Raw genomic sequence first — 14,665 nt, 5'->3', positions numbered from 1 at the left:
TGCGCCCTGCCCACTCACCGTCGAAAGCCGGGCGCGACGTGTGCTGACGCGAGTGGGGCTAAACTGAAATCCTCATTCCTGGGAGGCGTATTACGTGGCCTACGGCTTGTCCAAATCGAAACTGATGGCTCACCGACAGTGCCCGAAACGCCTCTGGCTGCAGGTTCATCGGCCGGAGCTGACCGAATGGGCCGATGCCTCGGCCATCGCCATCCAACACGGCTACGGTATCGGCGAAGCGGCGCGGACGCTGTATCCGGACGGCTGGCTGATCGACGGCGCCAACCTGGCGGATGCCCTGGCCGACACCCGGCTGGCGCTGGCCTCCCAACTGAACCGGACGCTGTTCGAAGCCACCTTCGAGCACGAGGGCGTGCTGATCCGGGCCGACGTGCTGATACCGGAAGAGGGAGAGCACCGGCTGGTCGAAGTGAAAGCCAGCACAAGGGTGAAGGACTATCACCTCAGCGACTGCGCCATCCAGGCCTGGGTCTGCCGCCAGGCCGGCCTGAGCTTGAACCGGGTCGAGCTGGCCCATGTCGACAGCGGCTTCGTCTATCCCGGCGGCGGCGACTACCGCGGATTGCTGCGGCATGTCGATCTGACCGCAGCCCTCCAGCCGCTGATCTCGCAGATTCCCGGCTGTATCGCCGCCGCCCGCGCCACGCTCGAACGCGGCGAACCGGCCATCGCGCCGGGGGTGCAATGCCATGCCCCTTACGCCTGCCCCTTCCTCGGCCATTGCGCCGAAGCCGCTGGGCTACCCGCGGAATCGGAGTTTCCGCTGCGGCTGCTGCCGTACCCCGGCAAGCTGATCGAAGAACTCGAAGCCGAAGGCTACCGGGATCTGCGCGACGTGCCTGCCGAACGCCTCGCCAAACCGAAACACCGGCGCATCCACCGGGTCGCCCTCAGCGGCGAAGCCGAGCTCGATCCCGCCGCCGCGGCCGCCCTGTCCCGACACGAATACCCCCGTTACTACCTGGACTTCGAGAGCATCCAGTTCGCCGTGCCGCGCTGGGCCAGCACCCGACCCTACCAGCAACTCGTGTTCCAATGGTCCTGCCATGTCGAGGACGCGCCGGGCGAGCTGCGCCACCTGGAATTCCTCGACGGCAGCGGCGACGACCCGCGCCGCCGCTTCGCCGAGGCCCTGATCGCCCCACTCGGCGAAAGCGGCCCAGTGTTCGTCTACCACATCGGCTTCGAACGTACCCGCACGAACGAACTGGCAAGCGATTTCCCCGACCTGTCCGCGCCGCTGCTGGCGATCGGCGAACGCATGGTCGACCTGCTGCCTCTCGTCCGCAATCACTACTATCATCCCGGCATGGACGGCTCCTGGTCGATCAAGAGCGTGCTGCCCACCCTCGCCCCGGACCTCGATTACACGGCCTTGCAAGTCCAGCACGGCGCCATGGCCCAGGAAGCCTACGCCGAACTCATCGACCCCGGCACGGTCCCGCAGCGCCGCGGCGAACTGCGGCGGAACCTGCTCGACTATTGCCGGCTCGACACCCTCGCCATGGTCCGCCTAGCCTGGTACCTGGAAGGCAGAGCCGGCGCACCCTCACCCTCTGGGCCAGAGTGACGATGCTTTTTACTAAAGAAATGAATGTCGCATCGCTCGTCATTCCGGCATGGATTGCCGGAATCCAGAAGCCAGGGATGGCAAAGCTGATACATCCATATAACCTGGACCTCGGCACACGCCAGAGCGCGTGCCGAATCCATGCCGAGGTGACGAGTGACTTTTCTTTCTTAACGCTTAGTAATCCCCAAACTCTCTGAAACCGACACGCAACAATCAACCCCATGGCCAGAAAACAATACGGCGAATCCCTCACCCAGTATTTCGAGCTGCTGAAGCTGATCCCCAAGCATCCCGCCCAGGCCACCGCCAGCGAACTGCAAGCCAAGCTCAGCGAACGGCTCGGAAAGCGCATCAGCAAACGCTGGGTCGAACGCGCCCTCGACACACTCGGCCAGCAATTCCCCCTCCACTGCAACGACAAAGGCACACCTTACGGCTGGTGCTGGGGAAAAGGCGCCTCGCTCGACCTCCCCGGCCTGACGCTGCGGGAAGCCCAGACCCTCGCCCTGGTCAAGCAACAGCTCGCCCCCCTGCTGCCGCCCGCACACCTCGAACCCCTGCAAGCGGTGTTCGGTCACGCCGAAGAAAAAATCGAGGCCGATCAAGCCAGGAACCCCGGTCGCCGCCACTGGCAAGACAAGATACGCACCCTGCCCGCCTGGCAGCCGCTGCTGCCGCCGCAGGTCGATCCGAAAGTGCGCGACACCGTGTTCGAGGCCCTGGACCGCGGCCAACAGCTCCGGGTGAACTACCAGAAGCCCTGGCAGGACGAACCGGTGGAATACACCCTGCACCCCCTCGCCCTCGTCCAGCGCGGCGTCTCGATCTACCTGGTCTGCACCTACGACGGCTACGACGACCCGCGGGTCGTCGCCCTCCACCGCTTCAAGAACGCCGAGCGGCTGGACGCCCCCGCCGAACGTCCCGCGGGTTTCGACCTCGACCGCGCCATCGCCGACGGCCTGTTCGGCATGGGCGGCAGCCTCGAACCGATCCGCCTCGTCGCCCGGTTCTACAACCCCGTCGGCCAGCACCTGCTGGACACCCCCCTTTCCGACGACCAGAAGGTGGAGCCCTGCGATCCCTACCACTTCGTGCTCACCGCCACCGTCCTGCACACCGGCCAGCTCAAATGGTGGCTCTGCTCCTTCGGCGCCGACGTGGAAGTGCTCGAACCCGCCGAGCTGCGCGAGGCGATGGCGGAGCAGACGTGTTGGCTACGGAAAAAATATCTCTTCTAGACTCTAGGTTTGTTCACTAGCATCGGTCTCCCAGCGGTCTTGAAATTCGACCAATCGATTGCTAGAATTTTCATGTGGAACGATGTTTTTCATTCGAACATTATTTTTTCTATGGCCATCATGTCTCCAAATAAACTTGAACTTCTTTCTCTACGCGATGTTGCTCGTTTCCTAGGCAGCAGTCCAAGCACGACGAGTAGGTGGCACACCACTCGTTACCTGGGTTTCCCCCCCCCTGTTCAAATAACCGCTGCATCGCCTTTGTGGAGTGCCGTAGACATTGAAGAATGGAAAAGGCGATATATGCATTTAAAACATATTGAAGGTTACAAGCTAACGCAACTTATTTTTACGTATTCAGCACTTGGAAAAAATTTTAGACAAGGCTCTATCGACGACAGATTAACCGCCGAACAATCTTGCCTGCAGGATAAATTAGGATCGATTCCGTTTCCAACCGACATAATTAAATCAATTTTATTGGCACATAAAAATTACGAAGATGAATTATCAAGGCAACTTAATAATATCGTATCCATATCCGAAGCAAAATTAGGCAGTGAGCCGCTCCTATACAGTAATATCTATAGAGCCATCAAGCTAAAAAATGAAAACCAGGTAAACGATGTATTGGCTGAAATTATCAAATTACTCCCAAAAAACTCATCATTCAGGGCTTTTGGGAGAAACGCCAAGAAGAGCTCAGCTGAATATCCTAAAACTGTTTATAGGGAATTGTTTGTTGATCACGGCCATTTAAACAAACAAGGCCGCTTGGATATCGCAGCCGTCTATCCTGACGACGAAGCTCTTATCATCGAAACCAAATTGACGCACGCAAACAATGCTGACATGTTAAAGAATGTAGGGTACTTACTCTCCTTAGAACAGATATACAAATCATTTTCTCCTGTAGCACTGGTAAATGGTGTTTCAGCCAATTCGTCAGCCTACGGATTTGATTTTGTTCAATGGGAAGATTTTCTAAAAAACTTACGAGTCATCATTTCCCAAATTGGCGGAGATTTTTCAATCTACACTAAGACTTCCTTATTATTATTGACAGGACTTCTTGAAGTTAGTGTATTAAATCTTAATATCGACAGACATCAGCCTAATTCGCGAGCGGCAGACTACTTGAATGAATTTGCGGAGAGAACAAAATGAATGCGAATGATTCCTCTTTTCTAGATGCAATGTTCAATCCAGGCACTCCATATCTTAATATAATCCGTGCGATATATCGAGGGAGTAGCATTATGGCGGACATCACCAAACAAGTCTTGACAGATAACATCAATGAAATCGGCCAGGTATTCAATGCACAATTACACCGCGACTCGATCAATATAGAAATTCACCCCAAGACCGACGGAAAACGGACATGGCAATACGATAGGGCATGGGTGGGATCATATATATGGATTCGAGATAAGGATGAAAAAGATGTAGGGACGCTTTGGTTATACATCGATTTTCGAGACAACCAAACCCTCTTGATGGCTGAACTTGAGCTACAACGAAAAACTGATGTAAAAACCAGGGGGTACGAGCTAAATGAGCCGACTATAGTGGACGGTAACTTCATCTATTTAAAACAACAAATTGGAGAAATCAAGAATCTTAAGCATGATCTCCAGACCGTCCTGACTAACTTTATTAGGCAGTTTAAAGTACCAAGTGCAACGTAATCGTTCATCGGATCGGCGGGATCGTGTTTGCGCGCCAGCAAAGCCCGATCGGCGACTATCGCCTCGGTCACGATGAGGTTCTCCAGTTCTGCCAAATAGGCGTTGAGGCGGCACAGGGCTGCGCGTTCCGCGGGGCTCGGGACTTTGGTTGCTGGTCGGGACGGGTCGTTTCTGTTTGGCATTGGACGGATGCGCGGGAATGGGCGTTCCAGCATAGCCGCCGTCTGCGACAGCGGGAGCCGCGGTCTATAAGACGATAAGGGTCTGCCGCTCTTCCCGCATTGCTGTCTGCTTGCAGGGTGTATATCATGGATATACATACTTTTGAGGATGAAACGATGCTGACCCGAATTTTCAAAAGCGGGAATTCTCTCGCCATCCGGATTCCCAAGGAACTGGCCATTGCCGAAGTGGCGCAGCAGGTCGAAATCGAACGGGTAGGCAACACGCTCGTGATTCGGCCCGTGGCGCAGGAGAGCCTGGCGGACGTGACGGACATTCTGGCGATGTTTTCCCCCGAATTCATGCTTGAGGGGCGCGAGGAGTCGCCGGAACGGGATCGGGACTGGGAAACCTTCGGCCCGTTCTCAATCCAGGAGGAACGGCTTGAACAATGAAGTACCTGCTCGACACCAACATCTGCATCTATCTGATACACCGGCAGCCCCCGGCGCTGGCTTCACGATTCCGTGCGCTCAAGGTCGGGGATGTCGGCATTTCGGTCATTACCTACGCTGAGCTTCGGGTCGGGATCGAAAAACTGACGGATACGCGCCAGCACAACGAGCGGGTTCTGGAGTTGTTCCTCAAGCGGGTGCCGTTCCTGCCTTTCGACGAGGGCGCCGCGCTCGCCTACGGGGCTTTGCGCGCCGCGGTGCCGGGTTGCCGCCGGAATGCCTTGGATCGCTTGATCGCCGCGCATGCCGTGAGCCTGGGCGCTGTCCTGGTCACCAACAATGAGGCCGATTTCACCGGCTATCCGGGCTTGGCGGTCGAAAATTGGACGCGCGGATCGTGACGGGCCCGAGTTTCTGTTGAAAGCCTTCCCCATGAACAGTGGAGTAACCGATATCCCTTACCTCAAATTCGGCTGCCGCGGTAATATAGCGGTGGTAAAACCGTTGTTACCCTGTCAAGAGAGATTCGTGGTTGAGGATACAGAGCAGGCAAGTCACTCATCGGTCGCTCAGTCAGTGGTTCGGGCAACCACTCCGGATGAGCAACAGCTATTACTGTCGTGGGCGCAGCGATTGGTTCAATTTCGCGAGAGCAATCTACCCATTCATAAAAAAGCCACAGCGGCGGTCAAAATCACCAACGAATGCAAGGCAATATCACCGCTCATCAAGGTAATGTCTCGCGAGCTGAAGCGCGTTGGTTGGGATGAGCGCTCTTGGGGATCACGTCTTGGTCTTGGCGCGGTTATCACCACCGTCGCAACGGTCGGCAGTGCCGGCGCTGGTATTGCGGCGCTTGGTGGCGGCATCGGCGTGCCGCTCTGGGTTGTTATCGGCGCGGGCGGCACATTTGTGGGCGTGCTAATAGATGAGCTTACAAAAAATCTCTCCAAGCCAAAGACAACCTACACCGTCGTCGACGCGCACAAGGAACTGCCCAAGGAGTGAGCCGCCAAACTAACAACCAGTTGCAATCGTATACTTAGAACGTATTCCCCTTCGGAGCCGCCGCTATGCCACAACTCATTCAGCACATCGATGCCATCGCCCGTGAAAAGAAACGAGGCGTGTTGTATTTGACTTTCCATCCTGATAGCGCTCATGGATTCCGTCCCGAATCGGAGCGCAATTATGAATATCGCCATGACGCCGTACGCCAGCGAGTGCTCGCATGGCTGGAAGAACATGGCTACACTTGGCAGCCCTGCGGGGATTTTGCCAATGAGAATTCCCTTAGGTCCTATCGGGGACAGATATATATCGATATACCGCTTGACGAGAGCGATCAACGCTATTGCTTCCTACGGGATTTCCTAGAAAATCCGGATGGCAGCATGCGGCAACCACAGGTGGAATTTTGGTATTTGTCGCTGGAAAGCGCCATGAAAAATGCGCATCACGATGAACCGGGATTCTGGGAACGCTGGGCGGAAACGTTCTGAGCGTTTGAAGTACCATAGGAACCGGATGGCATAGGGTATTGGCATACGTTGCTTTGTTTCCACAACCAGCCTGTAATCGGTAGCATAGCTGTCGTTATAACATCGACCGGGAGCCGCCATGCACTACACCCTCAGACTGACCCAGATCGGCGATTCCGTCGGAGTGATTCTGCCCAAAGAAGTCTTGGCGCGGCTGAAGTTGGAGAAGGGCGACGCTGTGTTCCTGGCCGAGTCGCCCGACGGCTTCCACATCTTGGGCTACGATCCCGGCTTCGAGCGGCAAATGAGCGAGGCCGAGGAAATCATGAAGCGGCGGCGCAATGTGCTTCGGGAACTCGCCAAGTGACCGTATTCACCGGGGTCGACGAAGCTGACGCCTTGACCCATATGACACAACTGTAGCCGCGCCGACCGTGAACGGAGCGGGCGGATGCTAGGTCGCGTCCGGCACCCATAAATCCGCCAGCGCAAACCGCCATTCGCCGAAGGGCGGGGCGCCGACCTCTTCGTTCTGCTGCCAGGCCTGTTCCATCAGCCAATGGCCTTCGTGCAGCCGGAACACTTCCAGTGTGCGCTGATCCGGGTCCACCAGCCAGAGCCAACCGACGCCGTGTTCGGCGTAGAGCGGCATCTTCACCACGCGGTCGATCCGCGCGGTGCCAGGCGAGAGCACTTCGCAGACCCAGTCCGGCGCCAGCGTGAAATAGGCTTCGTCCGGAAACACGGGCATCCGCTCCCGCCGCCAGCCCGCGAGATCGGGGACCAGGATATGCGCGCCGAGATGGAGCTCCGGCTCGAAGAGTATCCACCAGCCGCCGGGGCCGCCTCTGCCGTGGTCGAACGGATTCATCAAGTCCCCGCCGAGGACCGAGGCGGCGCGGGCATGCCGAGGCGCGGGCCGCGGCTGGGTGATCATCTGACCGTGCAGAATCTCGCCAATCACGTTGTCCGGAAGATCGAACAGGTCTTGATAGGTGGCGAGGCGTTCGGCGGGAGCTGTCATACGGTCGTTTTCTGCGGTTCTGCGTCTGGAGAGCCGATTCTGAAACCGGCGGGGGCTTGCCGCAAGCTCAGCGCCCCATCCCCGCCAGACAGGCCGCGCGCAGATCCTTGTCGCGAACGTTGTAGCAGCGCGATTTGTCGCCGGTGAGGCGGGCGAGGCAGAGCTGTTTGGCGTCGGCGTCCTGGATCGAATAGCAGCGGCTCTTGTCGCCGCGGGTGTCGGCGAGGCAGGCGTTGCGCAGATCGGGATCGCGGATGTTGTAGCAGCGGGCGGGATCGTCGGCGGCGGCCGCCAGGCTGATGCCGAGGGCGGCTCCAGCCAGGAGTTTGATCTTCATGGGCGTGATCTCCGGAGGGCTTGGAGCAGCAGCGGCATGACCTTGCCCGCCGCGCCCCGCAGATTGTAGCCGGCATGTCCGTCCAGGGCGGTTTCGGCGGGGTTGACCTGGACCACCGTGGCGCCGCGCCGGGCGACAAGCGCCGGCAACTGGGCCGCGGGCCAGACCAGGGCGGAGGTGCCGATGGAGAACATCAGAACGCACACCTCGGCGGCCTGGCGCGCGGCGTCCCAGGCCGCCTGCGGCAGGTTTTCGCCGAACCAGACCACGCCGGGCCTTACCGGCGCACCGCACCGGGCACAGCGGGGCGGGTCGACACGCCGGCCGCCTTCGGGTTCGTCGGGAATGCCGGGCGGCAGCCTATATGGCGCCTCGCAGGCGGAACAGCGCGGATGGTGCAGGCTGCCGTGCAGACGGATGGGATCGGCGCTGCCGGCGCGTTCGTGCAGGTCGTCGACGTTCTGGGTGATGAGCGTCAGGCGGGGACAGTCCGCCGCAAGCGCGGCGATGGCGTAGTGCGCGGGGTTGGGCTCGGCCCGGAGCACCCGCGTCCGCCGCCATTCGTACCAGCCCCATACCAGCGCCGGGTCGGCCGCGAAGCCTTCGGGGCTGGCGAGGGTGGAGGCGTCGTAGTTTTCCCAGAGCCCGGTCAGCGCGTCGCGGAAGGTCGGGATGCCGCTCTCGGCGGACACCCCGGCGCCGGTGAACACCGCGATGTGGCGGGCGTCACGCAGGGAGGCCAGCAGTTCGTCGGAGAATTCCATGGGGTGCCTACAGGATGCGCTGTTTCAAGCCGCCATCGCCGACCAGGTGAATCTCGACCGCGGCGGTTTTGCGGATCTGGGCGATGTTCGCCCGCCAGTAGCCATAGGCGATCGGGTCCCAGGCGTCGGTGATGATGACGGCCTGGCGGGTCATGCCGGCGCAGCCGCCTTGCATGTGGCGGACGAAGCGGTCGAGGATGTAGGCGATGCCGTACCAGTCTCCGCCGTGAAACCGGTGATGGTGGCGAAATTCGCGCTCCCATTCATCGCACCGGGCGTCGCTCCGGAGACGGCTCCCGGCGAGCCCCTCCAGGGCGATGAAGTACGCCACATTGTGGCAGGCGTTGGTCGGTTTGCCGGGGTAGCAGTTGACCTCCCCATAGTGGCCGGACAGTATTTCCCCGAGCCTGTCCATGTCCAGTTCGCCACGGGCGGCTGCCGTGGCGATGGCGCCGACGGCGGCGGCATGTTCGCTGGCGTGTTCTTCGTTGCGTGTTTCCATCATGTTAGTTCCTGACGTTGTCGTTGCGATCCGGGCGGTTCGCGCCCTCGGGATATAGCCTACGGAGGAGCCGCGTCGTTTCAGGTCGCATCCGGCGCGGAAATTCGTACGCGACCTGAAACGACGCCCGGTGCGGCTAGGCTGAGTGCTCCTTATTTCCAGGGAGCACCGTCATGAACCGCGAAGCCGGCTATTTCCTGCCCAAATCGATCCGTGAAGTCGATCGCCGCCACGCCCGGCCAAATCCGGCCCAATACCTACCGTTCCCGCTGGAGCCGAACTCGTCTCCCCCACCCCGCCGTCCGGCTTCGGCGCTGAAATTCTCCTCCGGTCTCCTCACCGGTGTGGTTCTGGCCACCGCCGCCGTTCTGCTGTCCGACCTCATGGGCATTCGCGTCAGGCTCCCCTCGCCGTCTCAGGAGACCAGCACCGCCGCTGTCACGGCAGTCCGCCCGCAAGCCCCCGCCGAGGTGATCGACAAATACGAGCAGCTCAAGCGGCAGGTCGAGGAGGCCGACCGCCGGGTGCTGGACGCCGATCAGCGCGTGGTCGAGCTCAACAAGGCGCTGGCGGAGCAGACCCTGAAAGCGCAATTGGCCCAGAAAACGCTGGATCAGCTGCTGGAGGGATTGCAGAAGAATGCCGAGGACCGCGGCAACGGCGGCGCCACCTCCAGCCTGCGGGAACAGGCGCACAAACTCTCTCCCGCGATCATGGCCTGGCTGGCGGCCGGCGGTGAGAACCTGACGCTGTGCAAGAAGACTTCGGAGCGGTAACCGCGATGCGTCCCGAGACTCCGAACCCGTCTTTCCAGTTTTCCAATTTCATCGAGGCGCGATCGAACAACAAGGCCGGAACGGCAGCGCTGCGGGTCGCCCGGAACCTGGGACCGGCGTCTGTCCCTCTGGTCATCTGGGGCGCGGCCGGCCTGGGCAAGACACATCTGCTCCAGGCCATCGGCAACGAAAGGCTACGCCTGAATCCCGAGGCCCGTATCGTCTATCAGACCGGGGACGGCTTCGAGGCGGACCTGGCCGCCGCTCTGCAGGAAGGGGCTGTCGCCGGCTTCAGAAGCCGCTACGAAAGTGCCGACCTCCTGCTGTTCGACGACGTTCAGCGCTTGGCGGGGAAGGTTCGCGCCCAGGCTGAACTGGTCTGGCTATTCGATGCGCTGCTCGAAAGCCTCCGGTCGATCGTGCTGGCGGGCGACCGTTCTCCCTACGACATGACGGGGGTGGCCGGCGATCTCAAGACGCGATTGAACCTGGGACTGTCCGTGTCCATCGAACCGCCGGACCTGGAGACCCGCGCCGCGGTCCTCATGCAAAAGGCGCGGACATGGGGGATCGACTTGCCTCCGGAGGTGGCGTTTTTCCTCGGCAGGCGCATCCGTACGGATCTGGCCGAGCTGGAAAGGGCGCTGCTTCGGCTGGCGGCATGCGCCCGGCAGCCCATCACGCTCGAAACCGCGGCCTGGGAACTGCGTCACGTCATCGCCTTGCCGGAACGGATGATCACCGTCGAACGCGTCCAGGCAGCGGTGGCGGACCATTTCGGCATCGCTCCCGGCGATCTACTGTCGAACCAACATGCCCTTCCGCTCCAGCTTGCCATGGCTTTGTGCCTGGAGCTTACCGATCATGGCCTCGAGGAAGTTGGCCGCAGGTTCGGAGGCAGAGACGCCGCGGCGGTGCTGCTCGCCTGCCGTGAGGCGCAGACAGCGCGGGAATCCGATGCGCGATTCCGGGACGATTTTTCCCATTTGCTGGGAATACTCGCCCTCTGACCGGGTACCCCCGGATTTCGGGGAACGCATCCCGGACTGGAGGGAGCAGGCACGGGCCGAGTTGCGCTATGCTTGCCCGGTTTACGGCCGCCCAATGGTTTCGATGCGATCCATGCAACCCCCTTCTGCCCTCCCCCGTCCCTCCCGCCTCGAACGCGATCCCGACCGCCGCCGCATCGGCGGTGTGTGTGCGGGGATCGCACGCTATTTCGGGCTGGACGTGTCGCTGGTCCGCCTGATCTTCCTGGTCTCGATCTTCTTCAGCTTCAGCTTTACGTTCTGGCTCTACCTGGTGCTCTGGCTGGTGCTGCCGGCGCGGGGAGCGGGTTTGTCCTGGGGACTGCGGAGAAAGGCGCGGGGTCTGGCCCGGCGGTTCGACGGCGCCCGCGCGCGGGCGAGGCTGCCGGCGCTGCAAGCCAGGCTTTCGGAGACCGAGGCTTTGGTGCAGTCACTGCTTCCACAGCTTGATCTTCCCCGCTCGCAGCAGTCGCCGACCTTGCTGGCGGTGCGCAAGGCGGCACTGGAAGAACTGCCCGCGCTGCTGAACCATTATCTGGAACTTCCCGAGCACTACGCCGCCAGTCACCGGCTCGACGACGGCAGGACGCCCGAACAGCAACTCGTCGCCGAACTCGACACGCTGGAACAGAGCCTTCGGCAGATCGCGTTCGAAACATTCAGCGAGCGTTTCGCCCGCACCGCCGGCAATCTGGACCAGCTTCGCGAACAGTTCGACGAAGACCCGGCGGCGACGGTACGGGTGCGGCTGGAAAACCTCCAAAACCGCATCGCCGGACGCCTCGACCCCGAGGCGGAAGCCCGGATCGCCAGCATCGGCGAGTCGCTGCTCGCGGCTCTGGACCGGCTCCTGCGCACGGCCCATGAGGCCGACCCCATGCTCTACGACGTCCGCCGCATCGCCCTGGAATATCTGCCGGACGCGGTGGAGCACTATCTCGCGCTGCCCGCCGACCTGGCCCGCACCGAACCACTGCTGCACGGCAAGACGGCTCAGGCGGTGCTACATGAACAGCTCGACGTGCTGGACCAGTCCCTGCGCCAGATGCTGAACAGCCTGTACCGGGACGACGCCCAGGCCATCGCGGTGCATGCCCGGTTCCTGAAAGACAAATTTGACCGCTGGCAGACCGGATGGGGTTCCTGATGGCAACACTGAGCGTGCGCGGCCGTATGGGCGCGCTGTTGGCGCTGCTCGCTCTGGCCACGCCCGGCGCATCCGGCCAGGTTCCCGCGGTGCCGGGCGGCAATGCCCAGGCGGAAGCTTCCCCTGCCCCGGCCGCGATGCCGGCCCCTGCGGAACTGCGTCCGGAAATCCGGCGAAAACTGGAAGACGCCACCGCCTTGCGGGACAGACTGGCGAGCGAGGAAAGCGCGCCGGAATTTACGCCAGAGGACCAGGCGCTGGCCCGCCGCCAGGCCGATCTCCTGGTCTACGTCTATCAAGCCGAATTGGAGACCTTGTCGGAACAGGAGGCGGCGAGCCGGACCCGCGATGAGGCCAAGGCCAAGGAAGCGGCCTGGTCGGGTTTCGACCAGCCGCCGCCCTATTCGGTGCTGATGCTGGACGATCTTCAGGATGCGCTCGACGCCGCCCGGACCAAGATTGCGGCGTTCGAATCCGCCCAGGTCCAGCTCCAGCGCGACGCCGTCCGGTTCGAGGCAGACGCCAGGCAGGAAAAGGCCGCAGTGAGACTGGCCGCCGAAGCCGTGGAGAAGGCCAAAACTCCGGAGGACGGAGCCAAGGCGAAATCGAACCAAGCCTTGGCCCAACTGCGTCAACGCGTGATGGACAACCGGTTGGCCTGGAGCGGGCTCGAATTCATCCTGGCCAAGACCCGCCTTGAAGCTTCGAGGTCGGAAGCCGCGCTGCTCCAGAGGCAGATCGCCAAGGCCAGGGACCATGGCTCGTTCACGCCCCGGGACCTGGAGGACGTACTCGAGCGCCTGCGGCAGTCTCAGCAGCCCCTGGAGCGGGAACAGCAAAGCATCCTGTCCGATCACGAACACTGGAGCCGGGAGCGCGATGCAGCCGCGCGAGCCCTGCAGCAGGCCAAATCCGATGCCGCCACACCGGCGCCGGAGATCGATGCGCTCATTGCGCGCCTGAGAGCCGCCGACGCCTGGCTGCAGACTTTCCGGTTCCGCAGCTACGCCGTGAACACGAGGGGGGCGATCAGCCGGTATCTTTCCGATCTCTGGAAGCAACGCTACGTTCTGGTGACCAACTCCGACCCCGAAGCCCGGCGCCAGGCACTCGACCTCGTCGGCCAGAGCATCGAACGGCTGCAGCCCGTATTGGCCTACCTCGACGGCGAATCCGATCTGGCGTATGCGGAAGAACGCGGCCAGGCGGCGCGGCTGGACAAGCTGCAAGGCAGTACCGACCAGGTCCGGGACTACGAACAATCGGCGGCCGAAGCCTACCGCGCCCGCCAGGAAGCCGTCCAAAAGGTGCGGCTCTTCGTGGATCGTACCGAGCGCACGCTACGGCGCTGGCGGGACGAACACAAGGTTCAGCTCAGCCTGCTCGGCTTCAAACAGCGGTTGGGCGAGTTTATCGCCGCAGCCGTCGGTATCGGCAAATCGGTCTGGCAATTCGAACTGTTCGCCGTCGACGACAGCATTGAAATCGAAGGCAAGGCCGTCGCCATCAGTCGCAGTGTAACTTTCGGCAAGAGTGTCGGTGCGGTGCTGCTGTTCCTGCTCGGCTACTGGCTGTCCGGCGTGTTCACCCAGCGGTTCCAGCATGTCCTGATCACCCGCGGCGGCATGGACGCCCCCCAGGCCAATCTGTTCCGCCGTTGGCTGCGCGCTGCCTTCATCGTGGTGCTGCTCCTGGTCGTGCTCGATTTCATGAGCATCCCGCTCACCGCCTTCGCCTTCCTCGGCGGCGCCCTCGCCATCGGCGTGGGCTTCGGCACCCAGACCCTGCTGAAAAATTTCATCAGCGGCGCCCTGATCCTGTTCGAACGCAAGATCAAGGTCGGCGACATCGTGGAAGTGGACGGCATCGTCGGCACGGTAACCGACGTCGACGTCCGCTCGTCCACGGTGCGCGGCTTCGACGGGGTGGAGACGATGCTCCCCAATGCGACCTTTCTCGAAAACAAGGTCACCAACTGGACCTACACCACGCCCAAGCTGAGGCGCTCGGTCAAGGTCGGCGTCGCCTACGGCTCGCCATCGCACCGGGTTTCCGACATCCTGCTGGAATGCGCCGGCCGCCACGGCCTGATTCTCGGCGATCCGGCACCGTTCGTCTGGTTCGAGGATTTCGGCGAAAACTCGCTGGTGTTCGGGCTCTATTACTGGCTGGAGATGCACCCCTCCATGAGCGCCTACCAGATCGCCAGCGACCTCCGCTTCATGATCGAAAAACGCTTCGCCGAGGACGGCATCGCGCTGGCGTTCCCGCAGCGCGACGTCCATGTCGATACTCCCCGTCCCCTGCAAATCGAGATCATCCCGAACCGGAACTAAACGCCGAGCGCCTCCGGCGAGCACCCAGTCGAGGATCAAGGCATGCGCGCACCGATATTACGATGACCTTGTCGAGGCTATTCGATGAAGCAGCATGGAGCAGCAACGATGGGGAGTTCCACGGAAC

Annotated in this window: 17 protein-coding genes; 13 read left to right on the top strand and 4 right to left on the bottom strand. The window is 61.4% G+C overall.

Translation table 11 applies throughout. From position 1 onward, the window contains the following. The first annotated feature begins 124 nt into the window (after positions 1-124). From OOT43_RS00840 to OOT43_RS00800, 9 genes are all read left to right on the top strand, one after another. Positions 125-1,591, top strand: coding sequence for a DUF2779 domain-containing protein (locus OOT43_RS00840; RefSeq protein WP_266022752.1), 1,467 nt, complete (start codon positions 125-127; stop codon positions 1,589-1,591). Between the two features lie 224 nt (positions 1,592-1,815). Beyond that, positions 1,816-2,835: a helix-turn-helix transcriptional regulator gene (locus tag OOT43_RS00835; protein WP_266022751.1), complete on the top strand. Its 1,020-nt coding sequence runs from the start codon at positions 1,816-1,818 to the stop codon at positions 2,833-2,835. 72 nt (positions 2,836-2,907) lie between these two features. Then, the gene (locus tag OOT43_RS00830) at positions 2,908-4,002 is read left to right on the top strand and encodes a helix-turn-helix transcriptional regulator (RefSeq protein WP_266022750.1); all 1,095 of its coding nucleotides are present in this window, start codon (positions 2,908-2,910) and stop codon (positions 4,000-4,002) included. A 92-nt stretch (positions 4,003-4,094) separates the two neighbouring features. Next, positions 4,095-4,526: a hypothetical protein gene (locus OOT43_RS00825; protein WP_266022749.1), complete on the top strand. Its 432-nt coding sequence runs from the start codon at positions 4,095-4,097 to the stop codon at positions 4,524-4,526. A 338-nt stretch (positions 4,527-4,864) separates the two neighbouring features. Beyond that, entirely contained in the window at positions 4,865-5,143 is a 279-nt protein-coding gene (locus OOT43_RS00820; RefSeq protein ID WP_266022748.1) for an antitoxin, read from the top strand. Then, complete coding sequence (locus OOT43_RS00815; RefSeq protein WP_266022747.1) at positions 5,140-5,544, top strand: type II toxin-antitoxin system VapC family toxin; 405 nt, start codon at positions 5,140-5,142, stop codon at positions 5,542-5,544. Before OOT43_RS00820 ends, OOT43_RS00815 begins: the two co-directional genes overlap by 4 nt. A gap of 16 nt (positions 5,545-5,560) precedes the next feature. Further along, positions 5,561-6,151 (top strand): hypothetical protein, encoded by a 591-nt coding sequence (locus OOT43_RS00810; protein ID WP_266022746.1) that lies wholly within the window; start codon positions 5,561-5,563, stop codon positions 6,149-6,151. A gap of 65 nt (positions 6,152-6,216) precedes the next feature. Next, positions 6,217-6,645 (top strand): hypothetical protein, encoded by a 429-nt coding sequence (locus tag OOT43_RS00805; RefSeq protein WP_266022745.1) that lies wholly within the window; start codon positions 6,217-6,219, stop codon positions 6,643-6,645. Positions 6,646-6,763: 118 nt separating this feature from the next. Further along, positions 6,764-6,991 carry an AbrB/MazE/SpoVT family DNA-binding domain-containing protein gene (locus OOT43_RS00800; protein WP_266022744.1) on the top strand — a complete coding sequence of 76 codons (228 nt, stop codon included), beginning with the start codon at positions 6,764-6,766 and terminating at the stop codon, positions 6,989-6,991. A gap of 87 nt (positions 6,992-7,078) precedes the next feature. Here OOT43_RS00800 and OOT43_RS00795 read toward each other — a convergent pair whose 3' ends face one another. The 4 genes from OOT43_RS00795 to OOT43_RS00780 all read right to left on the bottom strand — a co-directional run bounded on the left by OOT43_RS00795 (position 7,079) and on the right by OOT43_RS00780 (position 9,254). Further along, the gene (locus OOT43_RS00795) at positions 7,079-7,648 is read right to left on the bottom strand and encodes a Uma2 family endonuclease (protein ID WP_266022743.1); all 570 of its coding nucleotides are present in this window, start codon (positions 7,646-7,648) and stop codon (positions 7,079-7,081) included. A 67-nt stretch (positions 7,649-7,715) separates the two neighbouring features. Continuing rightward, complete coding sequence (locus OOT43_RS00790; protein ID WP_266022742.1) at positions 7,716-7,985, bottom strand: hypothetical protein; 270 nt, start codon at positions 7,983-7,985, stop codon at positions 7,716-7,718. Then, positions 7,982-8,749, bottom strand: a complete 768-nt coding sequence (locus OOT43_RS00785) for an NAD-dependent protein deacylase (protein ID WP_266022741.1) — start codon at positions 8,747-8,749, stop codon at positions 7,982-7,984. The genes OOT43_RS00790 and OOT43_RS00785 overlap by 4 nt, the downstream gene beginning before the upstream one ends. Before the next feature lie 7 nt (positions 8,750-8,756). Next, positions 8,757-9,254 (bottom strand): hypothetical protein, encoded by a 498-nt coding sequence (locus OOT43_RS00780; protein ID WP_266022740.1) that lies wholly within the window; start codon positions 9,252-9,254, stop codon positions 8,757-8,759. A 170-nt stretch (positions 9,255-9,424) separates the two neighbouring features. Between OOT43_RS00780 and OOT43_RS00775 the strand changes: the two genes are divergently transcribed. The 4 genes from OOT43_RS00775 (at position 9,425) to OOT43_RS00760 (ending at position 14,538) form a co-directional block, all read left to right on the top strand. Continuing rightward, positions 9,425-10,027 (top strand): hypothetical protein, encoded by a 603-nt coding sequence (locus OOT43_RS00775; RefSeq protein ID WP_218797788.1) that lies wholly within the window; start codon positions 9,425-9,427, stop codon positions 10,025-10,027. Positions 10,028-10,032: 5 nt separating this feature from the next. After that, entirely contained in the window at positions 10,033-11,037 is a 1,005-nt protein-coding gene (locus OOT43_RS00770) for a chromosomal replication initiator protein DnaA (RefSeq protein WP_266022739.1), read from the top strand. A 112-nt stretch (positions 11,038-11,149) separates the two neighbouring features. Beyond that, positions 11,150-12,202: a PspC domain-containing protein gene (locus OOT43_RS00765; RefSeq protein ID WP_266022738.1), complete on the top strand. Its 1,053-nt coding sequence runs from the start codon at positions 11,150-11,152 to the stop codon at positions 12,200-12,202. Beyond that, positions 12,202-14,538, top strand: a complete 2,337-nt coding sequence (locus OOT43_RS00760; RefSeq protein WP_266022737.1) for a mechanosensitive ion channel domain-containing protein — start codon at positions 12,202-12,204, stop codon at positions 14,536-14,538. Before OOT43_RS00765 ends, OOT43_RS00760 begins: the two co-directional genes overlap by 1 nt. Positions 14,539-14,665: the final 127 nt, after the last annotated feature.

This window comes from Methylococcus mesophilus (genome assembly GCF_026247885.1).
In the GTDB taxonomy this organism is placed as follows: Bacteria; Pseudomonadota; Gammaproteobacteria; order Methylococcales; family Methylococcaceae; genus Methylococcus; species Methylococcus mesophilus.
Note: the sequence above shows the minus strand (reverse complement) of the source record. Positions and strands in the feature narration are given on the sequence as shown.

Excerpts from the sequence above, each read along its gene's own strand:
- OOT43_RS00840 (WP_266022752.1), top strand. The coding sequence starts at position 125 with ATGGCTCACCGACAGTGCCCGAAACGCCTCTGGCTGCAGGTTCATCGG.
- OOT43_RS00835 (WP_266022751.1), top strand. The coding sequence starts at position 1,816 with ATGGCCAGAAAACAATACGGCGAATCCCTCACCCAGTATTTCGAGCTG.
- OOT43_RS00830 (WP_266022750.1), top strand. The coding sequence starts at position 2,908 with ATGTGGAACGATGTTTTTCATTCGAACATTATTTTTTCTATGGCCATC.
- OOT43_RS00825 (WP_266022749.1), top strand. The coding sequence starts at position 4,095 with ATGGCGGACATCACCAAACAAGTCTTGACAGATAACATCAATGAAATC.
- OOT43_RS00820 (WP_266022748.1), top strand. The coding sequence starts at position 4,865 with ATGCTGACCCGAATTTTCAAAAGCGGGAATTCTCTCGCCATCCGGATT.
- OOT43_RS00815 (WP_266022747.1), top strand. The coding sequence starts at position 5,140 with ATGAAGTACCTGCTCGACACCAACATCTGCATCTATCTGATACACCGG.
- OOT43_RS00805 (WP_266022745.1), top strand. The coding sequence starts at position 6,217 with ATGCCACAACTCATTCAGCACATCGATGCCATCGCCCGTGAAAAGAAA.
- OOT43_RS00800 (WP_266022744.1), top strand. The coding sequence starts at position 6,764 with ATGCACTACACCCTCAGACTGACCCAGATCGGCGATTCCGTCGGAGTG.
- OOT43_RS00795 (WP_266022743.1), bottom strand. The coding sequence starts at position 7,648 with ATGACAGCTCCCGCCGAACGCCTCGCCACCTATCAAGACCTGTTCGAT.
- OOT43_RS00790 (WP_266022742.1), bottom strand. The coding sequence starts at position 7,985 with ATGAAGATCAAACTCCTGGCTGGAGCCGCCCTCGGCATCAGCCTGGCG.
- OOT43_RS00785 (WP_266022741.1), bottom strand. The coding sequence starts at position 8,749 with ATGGAATTCTCCGACGAACTGCTGGCCTCCCTGCGTGACGCCCGCCAC.
- OOT43_RS00780 (WP_266022740.1), bottom strand. The coding sequence starts at position 9,254 with ATGATGGAAACACGCAACGAAGAACACGCCAGCGAACATGCCGCCGCC.
- OOT43_RS00775 (WP_218797788.1), top strand. The coding sequence starts at position 9,425 with ATGAACCGCGAAGCCGGCTATTTCCTGCCCAAATCGATCCGTGAAGTC.
- OOT43_RS00770 (WP_266022739.1), top strand. The coding sequence starts at position 10,033 with ATGCGTCCCGAGACTCCGAACCCGTCTTTCCAGTTTTCCAATTTCATC.
- OOT43_RS00765 (WP_266022738.1), top strand. The coding sequence starts at position 11,150 with ATGCAACCCCCTTCTGCCCTCCCCCGTCCCTCCCGCCTCGAACGCGAT.
- OOT43_RS00760 (WP_266022737.1), top strand. The coding sequence starts at position 12,202 with ATGGCAACACTGAGCGTGCGCGGCCGTATGGGCGCGCTGTTGGCGCTG.